19 protein-coding genes and 1 pseudogene are annotated in these 21305 nt (G+C 70.0%); 5 read left to right on the top strand and 15 right to left on the bottom strand.

What is annotated here, in order from left to right:
• Positions 1–33: 33 nt before the first annotated feature.
• Positions 34–1197 carry an NAD(P)/FAD-dependent oxidoreductase gene (locus EIZ45_RS28310; RefSeq protein WP_134666859.1) on the top strand — a complete coding sequence of 388 codons (1164 nt, stop codon included), beginning with the start codon at positions 34–36 and terminating at the stop codon, positions 1195–1197.
• A gap of 10 nt (positions 1198–1207) precedes the next feature.
• Here the strand turns inward: EIZ45_RS28310 and EIZ45_RS28305 are convergent, their stop codons facing one another.
• From EIZ45_RS28305 to EIZ45_RS28255, 11 genes are all read right to left on the bottom strand, one after another.
• On the bottom strand, positions 1208–1843 hold the full coding sequence (locus EIZ45_RS28305) for a hypothetical protein (protein ID WP_134666861.1): 636 nt from the start codon (positions 1841–1843) through the stop codon (positions 1208–1210).
• A gap of 155 nt (positions 1844–1998) precedes the next feature.
• Positions 1999–3150 carry an acyl-CoA dehydrogenase family protein gene (locus EIZ45_RS28300; RefSeq protein ID WP_134666863.1) on the bottom strand — a complete coding sequence of 384 codons (1152 nt, stop codon included), beginning with the start codon at positions 3148–3150 and terminating at the stop codon, positions 1999–2001.
• Positions 3150–4817: an AMP-binding protein gene (locus EIZ45_RS28295; RefSeq protein ID WP_134666865.1), complete on the bottom strand. Its 1668-nt coding sequence runs from the start codon at positions 4815–4817 to the stop codon at positions 3150–3152. Before EIZ45_RS28295 ends, EIZ45_RS28300 begins: the two co-directional genes overlap by 1 nt.
• Positions 4818–4920: 103 nt before the next feature.
• Positions 4921–5511 carry a TetR/AcrR family transcriptional regulator gene (locus tag EIZ45_RS28290; protein WP_199818128.1) on the bottom strand — a complete coding sequence of 197 codons (591 nt, stop codon included), beginning with the start codon at positions 5509–5511 and terminating at the stop codon, positions 4921–4923.
• A 677-nt stretch (positions 5512–6188) separates the two neighbouring features.
• Positions 6189–6962, bottom strand: a complete 774-nt coding sequence (locus EIZ45_RS28285; protein WP_240690794.1) for a TIGR03084 family metal-binding protein — start codon at positions 6960–6962, stop codon at positions 6189–6191.
• An 8-nt stretch (positions 6963–6970) separates the two neighbouring features.
• On the bottom strand, positions 6971–7735 hold the full coding sequence (locus EIZ45_RS28280) for an enoyl-CoA hydratase/isomerase family protein (protein WP_134666869.1): 765 nt from the start codon (positions 7733–7735) through the stop codon (positions 6971–6973).
• The gene (locus EIZ45_RS28275) at positions 7728–9713 is read right to left on the bottom strand and encodes a biotin carboxylase N-terminal domain-containing protein (protein ID WP_134666871.1); all 1986 of its coding nucleotides are present in this window, start codon (positions 9711–9713) and stop codon (positions 7728–7730) included. The genes EIZ45_RS28280 and EIZ45_RS28275 overlap by 8 nt, the downstream gene beginning before the upstream one ends.
• Positions 9714–9724: 11 nt before the next feature.
• A complete protein-coding gene (locus EIZ45_RS28270) occupies positions 9725–11323 on the bottom strand; it encodes an acyl-CoA carboxylase subunit beta (protein WP_134666873.1) in 1599 nt (532 codons plus the stop codon).
• Entirely contained in the window at positions 11320–12168 is an 849-nt protein-coding gene (locus tag EIZ45_RS28265) for a phosphate acyltransferase (protein ID WP_134666875.1), read from the bottom strand. Before EIZ45_RS28265 ends, EIZ45_RS28270 begins: the two co-directional genes overlap by 4 nt.
• Positions 12165–12500 carry a hypothetical protein gene (locus EIZ45_RS28260; protein WP_134666877.1) on the bottom strand — a complete coding sequence of 112 codons (336 nt, stop codon included), beginning with the start codon at positions 12498–12500 and terminating at the stop codon, positions 12165–12167. Before EIZ45_RS28260 ends, EIZ45_RS28265 begins: the two co-directional genes overlap by 4 nt.
• On the bottom strand, positions 12497–13870 hold the full coding sequence (locus EIZ45_RS28255; protein ID WP_134666879.1) for an acyclic terpene utilization AtuA family protein: 1374 nt from the start codon (positions 13868–13870) through the stop codon (positions 12497–12499). Before EIZ45_RS28255 ends, EIZ45_RS28260 begins: the two co-directional genes overlap by 4 nt.
• A 195-nt stretch (positions 13871–14065) precedes the next feature.
• Between EIZ45_RS28255 and EIZ45_RS28250 the strand changes: the two genes are divergently transcribed.
• Positions 14066–15652, top strand: a complete 1587-nt coding sequence (locus EIZ45_RS28250) for an AMP-binding protein (RefSeq protein WP_134666881.1) — start codon at positions 14066–14068, stop codon at positions 15650–15652.
• A 109-nt stretch (positions 15653–15761) separates the two neighbouring features.
• On the opposite strand, the pseudogene EIZ45_RS47680 reads toward EIZ45_RS28250, so the two are convergent.
• The 3 genes and pseudogenes from EIZ45_RS47680 to EIZ45_RS28235 all read right to left on the bottom strand — a co-directional run.
• Positions 15762–15935: pseudogene (locus tag EIZ45_RS47680) on the bottom strand (GNAT family N-acetyltransferase); the annotation flags it as partial.
• A gap of 54 nt (positions 15936–15989) precedes the next feature.
• On the bottom strand, positions 15990–16121 hold the full coding sequence (locus tag EIZ45_RS47425; RefSeq protein WP_255443432.1) for a hypothetical protein: 132 nt from the start codon (positions 16119–16121) through the stop codon (positions 15990–15992).
• A 103-nt stretch (positions 16122–16224) separates the two neighbouring features.
• Positions 16225–17061, bottom strand: a complete 837-nt coding sequence (locus tag EIZ45_RS28235) for a helix-turn-helix transcriptional regulator (protein ID WP_037819283.1) — start codon at positions 17059–17061, stop codon at positions 16225–16227.
• Between the two features lie 101 nt (positions 17062–17162).
• On the opposite strand from EIZ45_RS28235, the gene EIZ45_RS28230 reads away from it, so the two are divergent.
• Positions 17163–18038, top strand: coding sequence for an alpha/beta hydrolase (locus tag EIZ45_RS28230; RefSeq protein ID WP_134666883.1), 876 nt, complete (start codon positions 17163–17165; stop codon positions 18036–18038).
• Positions 18039–18057: 19 nt separating this feature from the next.
• Here the strand turns inward: EIZ45_RS28230 and EIZ45_RS28225 are convergent, their stop codons facing one another.
• The gene (locus EIZ45_RS28225) at positions 18058–18519 is read right to left on the bottom strand and encodes an Lrp/AsnC family transcriptional regulator (protein ID WP_043834185.1); all 462 of its coding nucleotides are present in this window, start codon (positions 18517–18519) and stop codon (positions 18058–18060) included.
• A 69-nt stretch (positions 18520–18588) separates the two neighbouring features.
• Here EIZ45_RS28225 and EIZ45_RS28220 point away from each other — a divergent pair, with 69 nt between their 5' ends.
• Both EIZ45_RS28220 and EIZ45_RS28215 read left to right on the top strand, forming a co-directional pair.
• On the top strand, positions 18589–19485 hold the full coding sequence (locus EIZ45_RS28220; protein WP_134666885.1) for an SMP-30/gluconolactonase/LRE family protein: 897 nt from the start codon (positions 18589–18591) through the stop codon (positions 19483–19485).
• Positions 19486–19627: 142 nt separating this feature from the next.
• A complete protein-coding gene (locus EIZ45_RS28215) occupies positions 19628–21304 on the top strand; it encodes a right-handed parallel beta-helix repeat-containing protein (protein ID WP_134666887.1) in 1677 nt (558 codons plus the stop codon).
• The last annotated feature ends 1 nt before the right edge of the window (position 21305 follow it).

Here is a 21305-nt window from a genome sequence, read left to right as displayed (position 1 = left end):
CTCGTTTCCCGGTCAACGGTGAGGACAATCGTGATGAATGCGCAAGAACCCGCCCGCATCGAGGTTTTGGTAGTCGGAGCCGGTCCGGCCGGAATGGCGGCAGCGGCCTCCCTGTCCGATCAGGGCGTCGAAACGATGGTCGTGGACAAACAGGCCGAAATGATGAACACCTCACGGGCAGCCGTCGTGCACGCCCGCACGCTTGAGGTGCTCGAGGAAATCGGCGTCACCGAGGAACTCGTGGCACGCGGCATCCGCGTCTCGAAATTCACTGTGCGCGAGCACGATCGCGTGCTGCTGCACATCGATTTCGACCAACTGCCCAGCGCTCATCCCTATACCCTGCTGGTGCCGCAGGACATTACCGAGCAGGTACTGCTTAAGCGGCTGCACAAGGCAGGCGGGCAGGTAACCCGGCCCAGCGAGGTGACCGCGTTGGCGCAGGACCCCGCAGGCGTCACCGTCACCCTCGCCACCGGCGAGCAGATCCGGGCCGGATACGTCATCGGCGCCGACGGGATGCACAGTCTCGTCCGCGAGCAGGCCGGCATCACGTTCCACGGCGACAGCTACCCGCAGTCGTTCGTCCTCGCCGACGTCGTCCTGACCGGCGACGTGACCGACGCGGAAGTCCGGCTCTACTTCGCCCCCGAGGGAGTCACCGTGCTAGCACCCCTGCCCGGCGGCCGGCACCGAATCGTGGCGACGGTCGACGACGCTCCGCCGCACCCCGACCGTTCGCAGGTGCAGGCATTGCTGGACGCCCGCGGTCCGCGGACCGGTTCGATCGAGGTGACCGATCTGGGCTGGAGTTCGCGGTTCCGCGTGCACCACCGCCTCGCCGACCGTTACCGCGCAGGACGCGTCTTCCTTGCTGGCGACGCCGCGCACGTCCACAGCCCGGCCGGCGGCCAGGGCATGAACACCGGCATCCAAGACGCACTGGACCTGGCCCGCCGACTGGGCGCGGTGCTACGCGATGGCGCCCCAGACAGCACCCTGGACGGCTACGAAGCCGAGCGGCGTCCAGTCGCCGAGGAAATCGTGGCGTTCACCGACAAAATGACCCGGGCCGCCACCCTCGGCAGCCCCGCGCTGCGAGCCATGCGCAACACCGCGATGCGCACGCTGGACTGGCTGCCCGCGGTCCATCGCAAGATGGCGCTGACGCTATCCGAACTCAAAACCGGCCACTGACCCCCGCGAGTTACTTGAGGCGCAACAGATCCGGGTGGGGCTGAGAAGGCTGCGGCATCTGCTCCGCACGCAGCCGGTGGAGCTGGCCAATGGTCAGCGGAACCGAGAAATCAGCACCGTATTTCTCGCCGCGCGTCTGGTGAAACTCAAGACCGTCCGGAGACATGCCCACCCCGACAGTCGCCAAGTAGACAACGTCTAATTCGTCAGCGAGCGCCAGCCAAGCGCCCGCGAAGTGCAGCACCGCTGCCTGCACGCGGACGCCGTCCACCGTCCACATCGAACGCGGCCAGCTGGACAGGTCAGCGACACGCTCGGCCAGATGCGCCTGAACAGCCTTGCGAAGAGCGGCGCGATCCGCACCGGGCGGGGTCGGTTCGATGACGTTCAGCAGCTGCCCGAGCGTCATGCCGGGCGCACCCCATTCCAACGGCCCCGTACCCGCCGCGAACGCTCCGCGCGGCAAGGTGCCCACCAGCGCAGCCCGGTCTCCGGCATCGGTCCGGTGTCCGAACCAGACCGGCGTCACAGGCGAGTTTTCGATCGCCGCGACCCACTGCTTGTGCGGACCGGGAAAGTCCAGGTCATACACCGGGTCGACAGCGGGCGCGGCCTGGTCGTCTGCGTTCATCCGCTCGGCTTTCACAGCACGAGATCCTCTCGACGGGTGTGCACGCAGTAGAGCACATGCACGCGCTGAACCGCCTCAGCCAGGACCGAATGAGCAGCGCAAGCGAGCGTGGAGTCACGATGAAGCTGTCATTCAGCGATGACTTCCGCTTCCGGGGCCGTTTCAGCGGGTCAATACGACCGCGGCAAGCCGAGTGTGTGGCTCGCGACGTAGTTCAGGATCATCTCCCGGCTGACCGGCGCGATCTTGAGCAGGCGCGCCATTCCCCACAGGTGCGCGAGACCGTATTCGGTCGCCATTCCGTTGCCGCCGTGGGTTTGGATGGCTGCGTCGAGGGCTTTCAGGGCGGCATCGGCGGCGCTGTACTTCGCCATGTTCGCCGCCTCGCCCGCCGGGCGGCCCGCGTCGTGCAGCCACGCGGCTTTCGCGGTCATCAAGCGTGCGAGTTCGACGTCTACCGCCGCCTCTGCGAGCGGATGGGCCACTCCCTGGTGCGCGCCGATCGGCGTGCCCCAGACCGAGCGCTCGTTCGCGTAGCGCGCGGCTTTCGCCAGTGCGTACCGTGCGATGCCGGTTTCGATCGCGGCGCCGCCGATGCGTTCCGGGTTGAGGCCGCGGAAAACGATGCGCAGTCCGTCGCCGACCTCGCCGATCCGGCGGTCGTCGTCCACCCGGACGTCGTCGAAACTGAGCGTGTACTGCTTCTCCGGCGCGCGCATTTCGACCGGGATCCGGCTGCGGTGCAGGCCGTCGGCGTCCGTGGGCACGACGAACAGCGTCATTTCGCCCTGTCCGGAGTCGCTGGCGCCGGTGCGGGCCACCACGAGCAGGTTCGCGGCCTCGTCCACTCCGGAGATGTAGTACTTCGTGCCCGACAGCACCCACCCGTCGCCGTCGCGGCGCGCGGTGGTGCGCAGCTGGTGGCTGTTCGACCCGGCGTCCGGTTCGGTGATCGCGAAGACCATTTTCTCCGCACCGGAAGCCATCGCGGGCAGCCACCGGCGCTGCTGCCTGGGCGTGCCGAATTCCTTCAGCACCTCCCCGGAAATCGCGGCAGACACGAGCAAAAGCAGCAACGGCATCCCGGCCGCGGCGGTCTCCTCGACCACGATCGCGAGTTCGGTGATGCCCGCGCCTCCCCCGCCGTGCTCCTCAGGCAGGTTCACGCCGACGAAGCCCGCCTCGCCGAGGGCGTGCCACAGCTCGTCGGTGCGCCCGTCTTCGTCCAGCACGCGCCGGAAATACCCGTCGCCGAACCCCGCGCAGATCTTGCCGACCGCGGCCCGCAGGTCAGCGTGCTCGGGCGATTCGTCGAAATCCATCAGTGCCGTCCCGAGGCTTCCGGCGCCGACGCATATTGCCGGCGCAGCTTGTACTTCATGACTTTTCCGCCGACTGTTTCCGGCAGCGCGTCCACGAACCGCACCGTTTTCGGGGTTTCGAAGCCAGCCAGGCGTTCCCGCGCGAACGCGATCAGCTCCTCCTCGGTGACCGCCGCGTCCTCGGCCAGCACGACGAACGCCGCCACCCGCTCGCCCCAGCGTTCGTCCGGAACACCGATTACCGCCGCCTTCGCGACGCCGGGATGCAGATGCAGTGCCGACTCCACTCGGATCGTGGAGACGTTCTCGCCGCCGGATTTCACGATGTCCTTGTACCGGTCGACCATCACGCGCTGGCCGCTTTCGCCGTAGGAGCAACTGTCGCCGGAGTGGAACCAGCCGTCGCGGAACGCTTCGCGCGTGGCCGCTTCGTCGAGGTAGTAGCCCGCAGTGGTGACCGGCGAACGGTAGACGGCTTCGCCGGGCACGCCTTCCTGTCCCTCCAGCGAAACGCCCTCCGGATCCACGATCTGCGACGCCAGCAGCGGACTGGGCGCTCCGACGTAGTTGTCCTGCGGCGCGGTCCGCTCGTACAGGTCCGGATGCTGGTCGGGCCAGAACCGGTGGCAGGCAATGGATTCCGTCTGCCCGAAGATTTCCGTCACTGTCAACTGTGGACAGTGCTCGCGAAGACCGGCGAGCACCGCGGGCGGGAGCGCGGCCCAGCCGTAGACGGCGATCCGCAGGGACGACACGTCGCGCGGGTGCGCGTCGAGTTCCTGCCGCAGCGCGCCGAGCATCGCCGGGGAACCGCCCCACAGCGCGGTGCTCCGCTCGCGCTCGATGCAGTCGGCGGTCGCGACCGGGTCCGGCCGTCGTCCGATGACGGCCGAGCCGCCTGCCGCGAACGCCGCGAGGAGAAATATCTGATGGCCGACGTGATACATCATCGGCAGGAAGCTGGCGACCTTCACCGCGCCCTCGAACGGGACCCCGCGGGTGAGGGTGAGCGCGAAGCCGTGCGCGGCGAGTGTGGACGCCGCGTGCGAGCACATCACGCCCTTCGGCATCGCCGTCGTGCCGGAGGTGAAAAGGATTTCGTAGATGTCGTCGCCGTGGATCGTGGTGTCCGGCGCGGTTTCGGAGACGCCGGAGACGAAGTGCGAGAACGACTCGCTGCCTTCCGGAGCGGGTCCGCCGATTTCCACCGCCACGTCCGGCGAAACCCCGGCGCCGCGCCACTGCTCCGGCGCGGCGGCCCAGATGTCGGCGTCCACGACGCACATTCGCGGCTGGACCCGGTCGATCAGGTAGCGCACCACGTCCGGCGCCATGGCCGGGTTGATCGGCGCCGCGACCATGCCCGCCTTCGCGACGCCGAGCTTGAAGGCGTAGCCCTCGACGGAATTCTCGCACACCATCGCCACCCGGTCGCCCCGGTGCAGCCCCCGGGCGAGCAGGGCGTTCGCGATTTGGCTGGTGAGCGCGTCGAGCTCGGCGAAGGTCAGCCGGGCGAAGCGGGGATCGCCGAACGCGCCGGGCCAGCCCGCGATCGCGGTCGCGTCCGGGACGCTCCAGGTGAGGCGTTCGACCAGATCGGACACGCAGATGCGGTTCCAGCGGTCGTCCGCGCGGCGGTTGTAGAGGCTGGTGACATCGAAGGCCATGAAGCTCCCCCTTTGGAACTCCGCGGTGAGCACGCCGCGTGCTCGGATGCCCCTCACCTTAGAGAATCATCATTCACTAAGCAAGGGGCTCCGCGGCCGGGGGTCACTGGTCCGCGGCGATCTCCAGCACGAGCTCGGCGGCGCGGGCGAGGCAGTCGAGCAGCCGGTCGGCTTCGAGGCCGACGTTGTGGAACAGGTTCGACTGGACGGCGCCGACCGCGGCGTGGACGAGCGTGCGCGCCACCGCGTCGTCGAGGTCCGGATGCGCCTCGCGGGTGAGGTGCACCCACTCCTCCAGGTACAACCGCTGCTTGCGGCGCAGCCGGACCTGGTCCTCGGCGGGCAGGCTGCCGATCTCGTTGTGGTAGACCCGCGCAAGCGCCCGCTGGCGCACCACGAACTCGGCCTGCCCGCGCACAAGCCGCCGCAACGTCTCACGCGGCCCGGCATGCTCGGCGAGCGCGACCTCCTGGTCGGCGATGAGGCGGTCGATGATGTCGTCGAAGAGCGCGACGAGGATCGCTGCCTTGCTGTCGAAGTGCCGGTAGATCCCGGAACCGACAATGCCGGCGTCGCGGCCGATCTCGGCCATCGACACCGCGTGGTAGCCGTTGCGGCTGATCAGATCGCCCGCCGCGACGAGAATCTTCGCTCTCCGGTCGGGATCCCGCGTCCGGGTGGCCGAACGTGCCACACCCACCACCTCCAGCCTGTCGCTCCCGCCACGATATCGGCCGCGCGGCGGGCATGCCGAAGCGGACCCAGTGGGGTGAACGGCGGGTCACTCAGGATTGGCGGGATTGCGGCGGGAGGACGGGCGCACCGACCGCTGGCTTCTCGAATCACCGGTTCACCGGCGACAGCGGACCGGTGCACCCGCGCGGGTGGGGAAACCCGGCGTGTCCTCCACCGCTGCGAAGGCTCGACCCCGAAGCGCCGCTCGGGCGCTGGCTCGGCGAACCCGAAGCGAAGGCTCGGCCGCAACCCGGCCCGAACCCACCTCAACCATGGAACTGCCCAGGCCTCCAAGCCTGCCCGGCGAGCCGGCGAGCACCCGGTCCCCACCCGGCCCGAACCCACCTCAACCATGGAACTGCCCGGCCACCGACCTTCCCCGGCGAACCAGCCGAACGCTCGGCCGCAAGCCCGCAGCGCACCCCAGACTGAACCCGCCTCAGCCGCAATGCCAGGAACTTCAGCGGCGTGGCCTCAGTCCCGCTCACCGTCCACAAGAGACGCCAGCGCCGCCGAAATGCCCGATTCATTCTCATTTGCCCGTGTCTTGCGTCTCAGGCCAGGCGACACCTTCGACCTGGGCGGACACGGCTCGAACGCACCTGCAACGCCGCATTAAGCTCCTGGCATGGGGAATCAGCCGCGGAACTGCCCCGCCCGCCGCCCAACCCCAGGCGGGCCCGCGAACGCCTGGGCCACCCGCATCCACTCCCCCGCGATATCACCGCGCGTGCGCAGCGCCGTGTCCGCCACATGCCGCCGCTGGGTCACGACCAGGCAGAAGTCCTCGGCCGGTCCGGTCACCGCGTTCGGGGAGGCCGGGTCGCCCCAGGTCCAGTGGCTGCCGTCCGGGGCGGTCAGGGCCACGTGCAGCTCGGCGTCGGGCACTGGCCGGCCCCGCGCCCGGTAGCTGTTCGGGAAGGCCAGCACTCCGATCCGCGCCACGTGCCGCAGCCGTGCGGTCGCCTCGCGGCGCACGCCGAAAGTGTCCGCGACGTCCTGCCCGTGCGCCCAGGTCTCCATGATCCGCGCCGTCAGCTTCGACGCCAAGCTCATCGACGGCCCGAACCACGGCACCCGGACCGCGGGATCCGCCGCCTCGGCCGCCGCGCGCAAACGGCGGTGTTCGTCGTTCCACCAAGCCAGCATCTGCGCACCGGGGCGATCCGCGTGCACCGCTCCGATGTCGTCCACATAGGACTGAAGATCTTCTAGGGAATCCCGCAGCGCGACGAATTTCTCCGGCTCGCCGACGCACAGCGCGGTGACTCCGTCGAAATGCGCCAGGTGCGCGATCTGGTCGCGAACCGTCCAGCCAGGCGCGGGCGTCGGCGCGGACCAGTCGTGGTCCGGACGTCCGGCCAGCAACGCGGCGAGCGCGTCGTGCTCCGCCGTCAAGTCTGTCAGCAATCCGTCGATCATCGCGCCCGCCACCGCGGCGCCCGCTTCTCGGCGAACGCGCGCGGACCCTCCTGCGCGTCCTCGCTCAGATAGACCGGTTCCCAGATCCGCTCGGCCACCTCGAAGGCATCCGACCGGCCGTGCTCGGCGACCGCGTACACCATTTCCTTCGCCGCCCGGACCGAAAGCGGTGCGTTGGCGGCGATGCGGGCAACCACCTCCCGTGTCGCGTCAAGCAGTTCCGCGCCCGGCACCACGCGGTTCACCAACCCGATCTCGTAAGCGCGCCGGGCGCTGATCGGCTCGCCGGTCATCAGGATCTCCATCGCGACGCGCGGCGGGATCAGCCAGGGCAGCGGCGCGGCCCACGGTGAGCCGCGGCCGACTTTCGCTTCCGACACCGCGAACTTCGCCTCTTCCGCCGCGATGACCAGGTCCGCGGACTGTGCGAGCAGGAAGCCGCCGCCGTACGCGCCGCCGTTCACCGCGGCGACGACCGGTTTGGCGAGCTTCAGCGTGCGGCCGGGTTGGGGCACGAAGTCCGGCGGCGGCACAGTGAGCTGCGTACTCGCCATCTCCTTCAAATCGCCGCCCGCGCAGAATGCCCGGTCCCCGGCCCCGGTCAGCACGATCACCGAGACCGCCGGATCAGCGTCCGCCTCCTCGAAGCGCGCTTTCAGGCCGCGCCGAACCGCCGCGTTGAGCGCGTTGCGTGCCTCCGGCCGGTTGATGGTGATCCACGCGGCACCGTCTTCCACCGCGTATCGGACCTCGTCAGCCATTCTCGCCTCCCGCACCGGTTTCCTCGAGCACGATCAGCACCGTTCCGGTGTCCACAGTGGACCCTTCAGCGACCGGGACGCTGCCCACGACGGCGTCGGCGGGCGCGGTGACGGCGTGCTCCATCTTCATCGCCTCCAGCACGATCAGCTGCTGCCCGGCCCGCACCTGCTCGCCGGGCGCGACCGCCACCCGGATCACCGTGCCCGGCATCGGCGCGACCAGCGATCCCTCCAGCAGGTGGTCGGCGGCGTCCGGGAACCGCGGCAGCACCGCCAGTTCGACCGTCCCGCCCGGCCAGCCCGCGTAGACGGTCGCGCCGGCCCGGTCGATCGAGAACGCCCGGCGCACGCCGTCCACGACGAGATCCGCGTGCTGCGGCGTGCAGGCGTGCACGACGACCTCGTGCGGCTCGCCGTCCACTTCGAACCGGACGTCGCGGCCGAGCCGGTAGCCGACGGCCAGTTCGCGGTCCAGATGCCGGTACGACCGCGTCTGCAGCTGCGCGGGCGAGGACCGGAACCCCGACGTCACGTGCGGCAGCACCCGTGCCGACGCCCGTTCGTGCGCTTGCTCGGCCAGCGCGGTCGCGAGCGCCGCGGCGCGCACCACCTCGGCGTCGTCGACCTCGATCAGCGTCGACGGCCGGCGCCGGTCGAGGAAATGCGTGTCGATCCGCGCGGCGGCGAACTCCGGGTGTTCGAGGATGCCGACCAGCAGCGCCCGGTTGGTGGTGACGCCGTGCACCCGGGCCCGCCGGAGCGCCCGGACGAGCCGCGCGGTCGCTTCTTCCCGCGTCCGCCCGTAACCGACGACCTTCGCCAGCATCGGGTCGTAGTTGGTGGACACCACCGAACCCGACTCGACGCCGCCGTCGACCCGCAGCCCCTCGGCTTCCGGGATCTCGAAGCGCTCCAGCAGACCGGCCGCGGGCAGGAAATCGCGCGCCGGGTCCTCGGCGTAGAGCCGGGCTTCGATCGCGTGCCCGCGGATCCGCGGCTCGTGCGCCTCCGGCGGCAGCGGGGCCCCGGCGGAGACCTCCAGCTGGAGGCGCACCAGGTCGAGGCCGGTGACCAGCTCGGTGACCGGGTGCTCCACCTGCAGCCGCGTGTTGACCTCCAGGAAGAAGAACCCGCCGTCCGGCGCGACGATGAACTCCACCGTGCCCGCCCCGACGTAGCCGAGCGCGCGCCCGGCGTCCACCGCGGCCGCGCCCATCCGGGCCCGCAGCTGCTCGTCCACCACCGGCGACGGGGCTTCCTCGACGATCTTCTGGTGCCGCCGCTGGATCGAGCACTCCCGTTCGTTCAGGTGCACCACGGTGCCGTTCCGGTCGCCGAAGATCTGGATCTCGATGTGCCGCGGATTGTCCACGTAGTGCTCGAGGAACACCGTGTCGTCGCCGAACGCCGCTCCGGCCTCGCGGCGGGCCGACGCGATCGCTTCGAGCAGCTCGCCCGGTTCGCGCACCACCCGCATGCCGCGCCCGCCGCCGCCGAACGACGCCTTGACCAGCACCGGCCAGCCGATGTCGGCGGCGATGCCGAGCACCTTGTCGTCGGCGACGCCGGTCAGGTCGCGGCCCGGCAGCACCGGCACGCCGGCGCGTTCCATCATCTCCCGCGCGGTCAGCTTGCTGCCCATCGCGGCGATCGCTTCGGCGGGCGGACCGACGAACGTGACGCCCGCGGCCTCGCACGCCCGCGCGAATCCCGCGTTCTCCGAAAGGAAACCGTAGCCGGGGTGGATCGCGTCCGCGCCGACGCGTTCCGCCGCGGCGAGCACCCGGTCGGCGCGCAGGTACGACTCGACGGGCGTCGCGCCGCCGAGCGGGACCGCTTCGTCGGCCTCGTGCACGAACGGCGCGTCGGCGTCCGGATCGGCATAGACTGCGACCGTGGCGATGCCGAGTTCGCGGCACGTCCGGAAGACCCGGCGGGCGATCTCGCCGCGGTTGGCGACCAGCACCTTGGTGATCATGTGTCCCTCGCCTACATCCGGAAGACCCCGAACCCGCGGGTCCCCTCGATCTCGTTGTTGTGGCACATCGACAGGGCGATACCGAGCGTGTCCCGCGTGTCGCGGGGGTCGATCACGCCGTCGTCGTAGCACTGGCCGCTCATGTACAGCGCGAGCGATTCGGCCTCGATCCGCTCCGCCAGTTCGGCGCGGCGGCGCGCGTCGGCCTCCTCGTCGAACGGCCGCCCGGCCGCCGCGGCGGCTTGCCGGGCGACGATCGACATCACCCCGGCCAGCTGCTCCGGGCCCATGATCGCGGTCTTCGAGTTCGGCCAGGTGAACAGCAGCCGCGGATCGTAGGAGCGGCCGGACATGCCGTAGTTGCCCGCGCCGTAGGACGCGGCCAGGTTGACCGTCAAGTGCGGCACCCGGCTGTTGGTGACGGCGTTGATCATCTTCGAGCCGTCCTTGATCATGCCGTTCTGCTCGTACTGCGTGCCGACCATGAACCCGGTGGTGTTCTGCAGGAAGACCAGCGGGGTGTCGGTCTGGTTGCACAGCAGGATGAACTCGCTGCCCTTCTTGGCCTCCTCGTTGAACAGCACGCCGCGCGCGTTCGCCAGGACGCCGACCGGGAAGCCGTGGATCGAGGCCCAGCCGGTGACCAGAGCCGTGCCGTAGAGCGGTTTGTACTCCTCGAACCGGGAGCCGTCCACGATCCGCGCGACCACCTCGCGCGGGTCGAACGGGACCTTCAGGTCGACCGACGCGATCGACAGCAGGTCTTCGGCCGGGTACAGCGGTTCGTCGGCCGGTTCGGTCGGGCCGGGGCCGAGCTTGCGCCAGTTCAGGTGCTCCACGATCTCCCGGCCGAGCGACAGGCATTCGTGCTCGTCGCGGGCGAGGTAGTCGGCCAGCCCGGACGTGCGGGCGTGCATGTCCGCGCCGCCGAGGCTTTCGTCGTCGGCGTCCTCGCCGGTGGCCATCTTCACCAGCGGCGGGCCGCCGAGGAACACCTTCGCCTGGTTCTGCACCATCACCGCGTAGTCGCACATGCCCGGCACGTACGCGCCGCCCGCGGTCGAGTTGCCGAAGACCAGCGCGATGGTCGGGATCCCGGCCGCCGACAGCGCGGTCAGCTCGTGGAACAGCCGCCCGGCCGGGACGAACAGCTCGGCCTGGCGCTCCAGGTCGCCGCCGCCGGACTCGACCAGGTTGATCACCGGGAGCCGGTTCTCGCGGGCGATCTGCATGGCCCGCAGCACTTTTTTCCAGGTGTAGGGGTTCGACGCGCCGCCGCGCACGGTCGGATCGTGCCCGACGATCATGCATTCGACCCCGCTGACCACGCCGATGCCCGTGACGACGCTCGCGCCGACCGGGTATTCGGTGCCCCAGGCCGCGACGCCGCCCAGTTCCAGGAACGGCGCGTCCCGGTCGAGCAGCAGCTCGATCCGTTCCCGCACCAGGAGCCGGCCGCGTTTCCGGTGCCGTGCCACGTATTTCTCGCCCCCGCCGTCGACCGCGCGGCCGAGCTGGCGGCGTAGTTCGGCCAGCCGCTCGAGGTTGCCCTCGCGGTTGGCGGCCGCGGTCGCCGAGGAGAAGTCGAACGTACTCGTGAGTGTCTTCATCCGGCCTGGATTCCTTTCCCGCACCGGGTCCGCGCCGCCGCTCCGGCGAGGAGCGCGGCGGTTTCGGCGATGTCGCCGGCACTGCAGCCGCGCGACAGGTCCGCCCACGGCCGGCGCAGGCCGAGGACGAACGACCCGAGCGCCCGGGCGCCACCGACCCGTTCGGCGACCTTGTACGCGATGTTTCCCGCTTCCAGCGACGGGAAGACCAGCACGTTGGCCCCGCCCGCCAGCACCGAGCCGGGCGCCTTGCGCGCCGCCACGCCCGCGTCCACCGCGACGTCGAACTGGATTTCCCCGTCGGCGACCAGGTCCGGGCGCGCCGCGCGCAGCAGCCGGGTCGCCTCCCGGACCTTGTCCGCGCGCGGGTGGACCGCGCTGCCGCCGGTGGAGAACGAAAGCAGCGCCACCCGCGGCTCGGTCCCGAACAGCTCCCGGTGGTGATCGGCCGCCGCGGCGGCGATCCGCGCCAACTGCGCCGCGTCCGGGTCGGGCACGACCACGCAATCGGCGTAGGTGGCCCACGTGCCGTGGTGGCGGATCGCGAAGCAGCCGCATACGAGGTCCGCGGTCCGCAGCTGTCGGATGCCCGCCCGCAGCACCGCCGCGCTGGTGGTGAGGCTGCCGCTGACGCCCGCGGCGAGCCCGGCCGGTTCCAGCACCCGGGCCAGGTAGTCCACTGTGGACTCGCCAGGCGGCGGGGTCAGCTCCTCGGTCCCCGCGGGCGCGGTGCCGGGCGCGGCGCCGATCAGCACCGGCGTGATGCCGCCCTGCTCCACCAGCCGGGCCGCCGCTTCGATCACCCGCTCGTCGCTCGCGTCGGCGAGTCCGATTCGGACAGTCATCGCGCGAGGTCCGCGGGAACGTCGAATTCCATTTGCAGCAGGCCGAGCGAAAGGGTTTTGCCTTGCGCGTCCGTGCGCAGCGAAGCCGCTCCGCCGCCGTCGAGCGCGTCGTGGAGGATGAAGTTCAGTGCCCGCAGGTTCGGCAGTTCGTAGCGTACGACCTCGCCGCGGCACAGCGCGCGGAAATGCGCGGCGACGCGTTCAGCGGTCAGGTTCTCCCGGAGGAACTCGTACGCCGCGTCGGTTTCGGTCCAGACGCCGATGTTCGCGTCTGCGCCTTTGTCACCGGAGCGCGCCGAAGCGAACTCGCGCAACTGCGTCGTCCTGGTCATGCCGCCACCTCGCTGACTCGCACTGCCGGACGCACCGCGGATTTCTCGAGCAACGCGGGCCAGAACCCGACGATCGCGCTGGCTTTGGGCCGCCCGCCGGCGAAACCGGTCAGCCCGGGCGGGCCGGACGTCAGCAACGAAGCCAGTTCCGCGCCGAGCCGGTCGACCGCCGCCTTGTCCTGCGACCGGATCGACACCCGCAGCACGACTTCCGACGGCGGCGCGGCCGGCTCCGGCAGCATTCCCTCGTACAGCACGTTGGTGCCGACGACCTCCACCCGGCAGTCTCCTGCGGGAAACCGCACGCCGTCCTCGGCGAGCCGCGCCAGCAGAAGATCAGCGGTGCAGCGCGCTTTCGCCGCCGCGTCCGGGCCGCCGACGGTCAGCTGCGCGGTGGTGCGCCAGCCGTCGAGCGTGCTGACGGAAACCTTGTAGGTGTCGGTGGGCGCGCTGCCGCGCACGCCATGCACGCGGACGCGGTCCGGGCCGTCCTGGGTCAGCTGGATCGAGGTGAAGTCCGCGACGACGTCCGGCGTGAGATACCGGGCGGGGTCGCCGAGTTCGTACAGCAGCTGCGCGGTGACGGTGCCGACGTCGACCAGTCCCCCGGTGCCCGGTTTCTTGGTCAGCACGAACTCGCCGGATTCACCGACCTCCGCGATCGGATAGCCGATGCCGGCCAGGTCGGGCACGGATTCCCAGCGGTCGTAGTTGCCGCCGGTGCTCTGCGTGCCGCATTCGAGCAGGTGCCCGGCGACGGTGCCGGCCGCGAGCCGGTCGTAGTCGCTCGCGGTCCAGCCGAACTCGTGGATGAGCGGGGCGAGCACGAGCGACGGGTCGGTCACGCGCCCGGTGACGACGATGTCCGCGCCGTCGGCCAGCGCCTCGGCGATCGGGAACGCGCCCAGGTAGACGTTCGCGCTCTGCACGCGCGCCAGCTCGCCGGCCAGCGGAGTGCCGGTCGTGAGGTTCGCCAGCGCATGCCCGTCTTCGATCAGCGCGGGCAGCCTGGCGAGGATGTCGTCACCGCCGACCGTCGCGACCCGGACCGGGACGCCGAGCCGCCGCGCGACCTCCTCGACCGCGGCCGCGCACGCCGCCGGGTTCACCCCGCCCGCGTTCGCGACGACCTTGATGCCGTGCTCCGCGCAGTCCGGAAGGATCCGCTCGAGCTGCGCGACGAAGTCCGTCGCGTACCCGGCCTCGGGGTTCCGCGCCCGCAGCTTCTGCATGATGCTCATCGTGACCTCGGCCAGGAAGTCCATCGTCAGATAGCCGATGCCGCCGCCGCGCACCAGCTGCAGCGGCCCGCGCACCGAATCGCCCCAGAAGCCCTGGCCGTTGCCGATCGAGACGGTTCTGCCGGTCATGACCCCTCCTCGCTAGTGAATTGCTATTCACTATGGGCATCCCGCTCGTGCCTGTCAAGACGAGCCCCGCGCCGTGATCGCCGCGCTGGCATCCGGCCCGGGCACGCGTTACAGTGCCGCATTAGTGAATGGGAACTCACCTGAAGATCCCGGAGGACCGCCCCGGTCGGGATTCCCGCGATCCGTGGAGGAGCAATGGAGCTCGCCGCCAACCTGATCCAGCGCGTCAACGTCGCGGATTCCCTCCGCCGGAGCGCCGCCGCCCGCCCGGACCGCCCGGCGCTGGTCGACGGCCCGCGCGCCTGGACCTACGCCGAACTGGACGACTGGGTCGACCGCCTGGCCGGCGGCTTGTCGGCGAAGGGCTACGAACGCGGCGACGTCCTCGCCCTCGCCTCCGGCAACAGCGCGGAATTCCTCGCGGCCTACTACGCCTGCGCCCGGCTGGGCGTCGTCTGCGTGCCGATCAACCTGGGCTGGCGGCCGAAGGAAGTCGGCTACGTGCTGACCCACTCCCGAGCCCGCGGCCTGGTCGTGGAAACCCAGCTGGTCGCGACGATGGCCGAGTCGCTCGCCGAATGCGCCCAGGTGTCCGACGTCTTCGTCGCGCCCGGTACCGATGCGCAGTGGTCCCCGGCGCCGACGGACCGCTCCTGGACCACGCTGGACGAGGTCGCCGCCGCACCGGCCGCCCCGGGAGAAACCCTCGTGGCCGATCGCGATCCGCTGAGCTATCTCTACACGTCCGGCACCACGTCGTTCCCCAAGGGCGTCGTCGGCACGCATCTGGGCATCTACCTGGAGTCCATGTCAGCCGCCCTGGACAACGGCTGGAGCGCGTCCGACCGGTTCCTGGCGATGATGCCGATGTTCCACACCGCGCAGCTCAACGCGTTCTGCACGCCCGCGATCCTCGTCGGCGCGACGGTGCGCATCCATCGCGGTTTCGAGCCCGAACGCTTCCTCGAAACGATCGAAGGCGAAGGGATCACCCAGGTGTTCGGCCTGCCGATGATGTACCGGGCGGCGCTGGATCACCCGTCGTTCGGCGCGCGGGACCTGTCTTCGCTGCGCCGCGCCACCTACGCGATGGCTCCGATGCCCGAAGCCCAGATCAAGGCCTGCCTCGACGGCTACGGCTGCGAATTCGCGCTGCTGTTCGGGCAGACCGAGATGTCGCCGGTCACCACCCTGTTCCGGCCCGAGCACCAGCTCACCCACGTCGGCGCCGTAGGCACCCCGCTCACCGGCGTCCACGTCGCGATCATGGACGAGCAGGGCGAGCTGCTGCCCCGCGGGGAAACCGGCGAGATCGTCTACCGTGGACCGTCCACAATGGAGGGATATCTGCGCGACCCGGACGCGACGGAAACCGCGTTCCGGCACGGCTGGTTCCACTCCGGCGACGTCGGCCGGTTCGGCCCCGACGGCGTGCTGTGGTTCACCGACCGGGCCAAGGACGTCATCAAGACCGGCGGCGAGAACGTCGCGTCGCTGGAGGTGGAACGCGCGGTCTACGACGCCGAGCCGAACGTCGCGGAGGTCGTCGTCGTAGGACTGCCGCACGAACGCTGGACGGAGGCGATCACCGCGGTGGTCGTCCCGAAACCCGGCTGCCGGATCGACGCGGAAACCCTGCGCACCGCGCTCAAGGACCGGCTGGACGGATACAAGGTGCCGAAAGCGGTGATCGTCGCCGACGAACTGCCGCGCACTTCGACGGGGAAGATCCAGAAGAACGTGGTCCGGGAACAGCACGCGAACCACTACGGGGAGCGGTGAAGGAGCCCCTGTTCGGAACGCCACTCCTCAGCGAGCAGCCCGAGCACGACTTGGTCGGCGAATTCCCCGCCGACCCACGCGGCGCGCCGCAAGGTGCCCTCCGGCACGAAGCCCGCCGCGGGTAGCGGCACAGGACCGGGACCGCATCACCGCCCAAACCCTGGCCCCGATAAGCCGGACGGAGAGCGATAGCTACGTGCGCTGTCCAGTTGTGGAGATCGACGCCCCAGAGCAACGCTTCACCGGCCAGTGTGTTGTCCGCGAGCCGCACCACCGAGAAACACGCGGTGTCGTAGACGGGATCGGAAACGGCATAAGGAGACTCCGCGCACCCGAGTCACGGCGACAACTGCTCGAGTACGGGGCCTTTGGTCTCGATCGCGTGCCGGATCGTCACGACCCCGCCGACGAGCAAGGGCCCGGCGGTCGAGACCGCACGGAGCCACGCGCTGCCGAAGCCGGTGCCCACCGCGCGCAGGCGGGTGGAGTACAGCTCGGTCGAATACAGGTAGCGGGAGAACGCGAGGCGGGAATGTGTCCCGACCGATTCCGCGAACCAGAAGAACTGCGTTTCAGCGAGCTTGCTCGGGAGACCACTGCAGCAGGAACCGCAGCGCCTCCTCGCTCGGCGAACCCGGTTCCGCGGTATAGGCGACCAGCAGCTGCTCCGGATGAGTGTCCACTGTGAACTGCTGCACGTCGAGTTCGAGCTTCCCCGCGACCGGATGGCGATAGACCTTCGACAGCGCACGCGGTCCGCGCACCTGGTGATCCGCCCACCACCGCCGGAAATCCGGGTCCCGCACGCTCAGTTCGCCGACCAGCGCGCTCAACGCGGGATCGTGCGGCGTGCGTCCGGCTTCCATCCGCAGCACCGAAACGCACTCGCGCGCGGCCCGCGGCCAATCGGCGTACAGCGACCGGAACGATTCGTCCACAAAGGTCAGTCGGATCAAATTCCGCTCAGCCACCGGCAATTTCTCGAAGTCAGTGAGCAAGGCGGCGCTTCCGCGGTTCCAAGCCAGCACGTCCATCCGGCGGTGCAGCACCATGGCCGGAACGTCGCGCATCGTGTCCAGCAACTGCCGCAACCGGGGCGCGACCTCGGGCCGGGCCGGTTGGCGCGGGGAGACCGGCGCGACGTCGGCGACCGTGAAGAGGTACGCGCGTTCGTCCGGCGCGAGTTGCAGGGCATCGGCCAGCGCGTCGAGCACCGACCGGGAAACGCGGTTCGTGCGGCCCTGTTCGAGCCGCACGACGTAGTCGATGCTGAGGTGTGCGAGCTGAGCCAGCTCCTCGCGCCGCAATCCGGGGACGCGCCGCCGCCGTCCGTCGTCCGGATACCCCGCCTGCCGCGGATCGAGCGCCGCCCGGCGGGCGCGCAGGAAGTCGCCCAGTTCGCTTGCCATGCCACCAGTGTGCCGTGCGGGCCGGGCCGCTTGCCTGGTACTGGGATGCATAGGCAGCACTGTCCCTGGTTCGGACCCTGGACCGCGCCGAAGCTGGAGGCATGCGAAACGACATCTCCTTCCGCAGCAACAACCTCCGCATCGCCGCCCACCTCTATCTCCCGGACACCCCCGGCCCGCATCCCGCGCTGGTCGTCGGGCACCCGGGCACCGGTGTCAAGGAACAGACCGCGGGCTCGTACGCCGAGCTGATGGCCGCGCAGGGCTACGCCGCTCTCGCCTTCGACGCCGCTTACCAGGGCGAAAGCGAGGGCCTGCCGCGCGGACTCGAAGACCCTGCTCAGCGAGTCGAGGACTTCAAAGCCGCGGTCGGCTACCTGACCGGCCGCGAGGACATCGACCCAGCCCGGATCGGTTTGCTCGGCATCTGCGCGTCCGGCGGCTACTCGCTGACCGCCGCCTCCACCGACCGCCGAGTGCGAGCCGTCGCCACGGTCAGCGCCGCCGACGTCTCCCGCCAGCTGCGCCTCGGCGCCGACGGAACCCAGGACCCGGCGGTGTTCGACGCGATGCTGACCGCTTCCCGCACCGCGCCCGGCGGCCTGCCGGTCTTCCCCGCGAACGAACAGGAAGCCCGCGCCACCGGCCAGCACGCCTACGAGGGCTGGGAGTACTACTGCACCCCGCGCGGCGCGCACCCCCGGTCCGCCAAGTCGCTGACCTGGGACAGCATCGACCGGCTCGCGTTCTTCGACGCCTTCGCACCGCTCTCGCTGCTCGGGCCGCGACCGCTGCTGATGATCGTCGGCGACCGCGCCGAGACCATGTGGATGAGCATCGAGGCGTTCCAGCGGGCGACTGGTCCGAAGGAGATATTCCGCGTCCCCGGAGCGTCCCATGTGGACCTTTACGACCGCCCGGCGGCGGTCGGCCCGGCGGCGGAAAAGCTGGCCGAGTTCTTCGGCAAGCACCTGTGATCGTTGGGCGGCGCGGTCTCTACTGTCCGGCGCTCCCGGAAGCAGTGTCGAGCGGACGCTCGAAGAAGGTCTCCAGGACGACGATCGCCTGAGTGCTCGTGACTCCGTCGATCGCGTAGAGGCGACGAAGCGAGGCCTGCAGTTCCTCCGTAGTCGACGTGCGGATCTTCACCAGCAGAGCCGCCGGGCCCGCGATGACGTGCGCCTCGACGACCTCGGGGAGCGCCGCGATCGCTTCGCTCGTCGGCGAGTCGCCCATCCAGGCGTTGGCCTCCACCAGCACGAACGCCGCCACTCCCCGGCCGACCGCCGCCGGATCGACGTCGACGGTGGTCCTCCGGATGACGCCCTGTTCGCGCAGCTTCCGCACTCGCTCGTGCGCGGCGCCCGCGGACAATCCCACGGCCTGCCCCAGCGCGGCATAGGCCTGGGTGGCGTCGCGCTGCAGCTCAGCGAGGAGTTTGCGATCCAAGTCATCCACTCCTTGACGATAACAGGTTCAGCAAGACAAGCTCTCAACGAGATGACATTCAGAACCTGGGGGTAATCAGTGGACCTGGTCAAGACTGAGTTCGCAGTGCTGGACGAGCGGTTCGCGCGCTGCAACGGGGACGAGTGGATGCAGCGCCTGCACACCGGATGCCGCTGGACCGAGGGACCGGTCTACTTCCCGGCCGGCCGCTACCTCGTGTTCAGCGACATCCCGAACGACCGGACCTTGCGCTGGGACGAGACCACCGGCCAGGTCGGCGTGTTCCGGCAGCCCTCGGGCTACGCCAACGGCCACACCAGAGACCGCGCGGGGCGGCTGGTCAGCTGCGAGCAGGGCCACCGCCGCGTCACGCGCACCGAACCGGACGGCAGCGTGACCGTACTCGCGGAGCACTATCGCGGCCGACGGCTCAACAGCCCTAACGACGTCGTCGAACGATCCGACGGATCCATCTGGTTCACCGACCCGAGCTACGGCATCGACAGCGATTACGAGGGCTACCAAGCAGAAAGCGAGATCGGCGCCTGCCACGTCTACCGAGTCGACCCGGCGGACGGAGAGGTCCGGATCGTCGCGGACGACTTCGAACGCCCCAACGGACTGGCCTTCTCCGCGGACGAGAGCAAGCTGTACATCGCGGACACGCGGCAAAATCCCAGCCACATCATGGTTTTCGACGTCACCGACGACGGCAAGCTCACCGGCGGCGAGGTATTCGGCACTTCCGACAACGGCGGCTTCGACGGGCTCAGGGTGGACACCGCAGGACGAGTCTGGGCAGCCGCCCACGACGGCCTGCACTGTTTCGCTCCCGATGGCACCCGGATCGGCAAACTGCTGGTGCCGGAGATCTGCTCGAACCTGACCTTCGGCGGAGCGCGCCGCAACGAACTGTTCATCACCGCGTCCAGTTCGGTCTACACCTTGCGCGTCAACTTCAACGGGGTTCGCTGACCGGAATCGCCCACCCGACAACTTGATCGCGAACTGCTTCGGCCTGAGGCGGGGACGGTCGACTTCGGTCAACGCACTCTCGCTTGTTCCCCGTGCGACGCGACGCTCACCGCTATGCTCGGGAGCCACAGGAGGGGACGGGATGGCGGTCAGACTCCGGGTTTCGCCCGGCAAGCGCGGAGCTCACCGGAGCATCGAGTCGGCCCTGCGCAGTGCCGCCGGGCGGCGGGGGTCGTGCGTTGTCGAGGTGGATCCGGGGCGTTATCCGGAAAGCCTGTTCGTGCAGGGGGACGTGCGCATCGCCGCGCGGCAGCCTGGGACGGTGGAGATCTGCCCGCCGACCGGTGCGGGCGTCGTGGCGTCGGGCACCGTCCGGCTGGAGGGCCTCGTGCTCCGGGCGCGGGACAACGACGTGGTCCGCTGTGCTGCCGGCTCCCTCGCGATCAGCGTGTGCACCCTCGTCGCACACGGGGACACCGCCGCGTTGCACGGGCCGCCCGGCAGCTCGGTCACGGTGACGGACACCGAACTGCAGTACGGCCGCGCGCTCTTCACCGGTTCGCACGCTCAGCTCGAACGATGCGTGTTCACCGACTCCGCCAACACCGGGCTGTGGGCCACCGCTGGCGCCGACGTCACCGTGCGCGACAGCCGATTCGACCGGTGCCGGGTTCACGGCCTGCTCTCCCGCGGTTCCCGCGTCGCCGTGACCGGCTGCCGGTTCACCGGCACCGGCGACGCCGCGGTCGCCGCGGACCAGAACGGGAGCCTCGACGTCGCCGACTGCCGTATCGAAGCCGCCCAGACCACCGGCATTCGCTACGCCCAGGGGGCCCGCGGCACGATCGCCGGCACGCACGTCGGCCCGACCGACACCGGGCTGGTGGTCGCCGACGGCGCCGACCCGCTCGTGCGCGGATGCACCTTCGAAAGCCCCCGGGTGGCCGGAATCGATGTGAACACCCGCGGAGCCGGGCGGTTCGAGCACGTCACCGTCCGGCAGGCGCGGAAGTTCGGCATGTTCGTGGCCACCCAGGGCACGCCGATCCTGAGCGGCTGCCGCTTCGACGGCGGCAACATCGGGATCTACGTCGAGAACGCGCGCCTGGTCGCCGCCGACACCGTCATCGAGGGGTTGGACAACACCGCCGTGCGGTTCGCGGGCCAGGGGAATTCCGAACTGACCCGGCTGCACGTCGCGCGCTGCCCCGTCGCGGTCGAAGCCAACGGAACCGCCGACGTTCAAGTCACCGAAGCACGAGTGCGCGATTTCGAGCTCGTCGGAATGCTCGGGCACGAGAATTCGTCGATGCGCGCCGCGAACTGCAGTGTGTCCGGCGGCCAGATCGCGTTCAGCGCGAGCAGCAGCGCCCATCTGGACCTGCACGACTGTCAGGCCAGCGACACCGAACTCAGTGGCGGGGCCGTCTTGGGCAAGGCGACGCTGACCGCACGGCGACTCACTGTTTCCGGGTCGCCGTCCATGGGCGTCTTCGTCGCGGAGAAGGCCAACCTGGTTCTCGACGACAGCGTCTTCACCGGCACGACGACCGCCGGCCTGAATTTGCACGGCGCGACGGCTCTCGTCCGCAACGTCGACGTCAACGGGTCCGAGGGCTGCGCCGTGCACCACAACGGCAGCGCCGTGCTGAAAGAGTTCCGTTCGCCGCTGCGGGTGATCGAGGTCGAGCCGGAGCCCGAGCCACCGCAGATCGTGCACAATTACCACGGCCCGGTCATCCACGGGGACGTCGTCCAGTCCGTGCTCACCTGGGGCAACACCGTCGTCCAGCAAGCGACACCCGACCACCGCACCTGAC

Source organism: Amycolatopsis sp. CFH S0740, from assembly GCF_004522315.1.
GTDB lineage: Bacteria > Actinomycetota > Actinomycetes > Mycobacteriales > Pseudonocardiaceae > Amycolatopsis > Amycolatopsis nivea.
The sequence above is the reverse complement of the archived record's forward strand: the minus strand, read 5'-3'. Positions and strand labels throughout refer to the sequence as shown.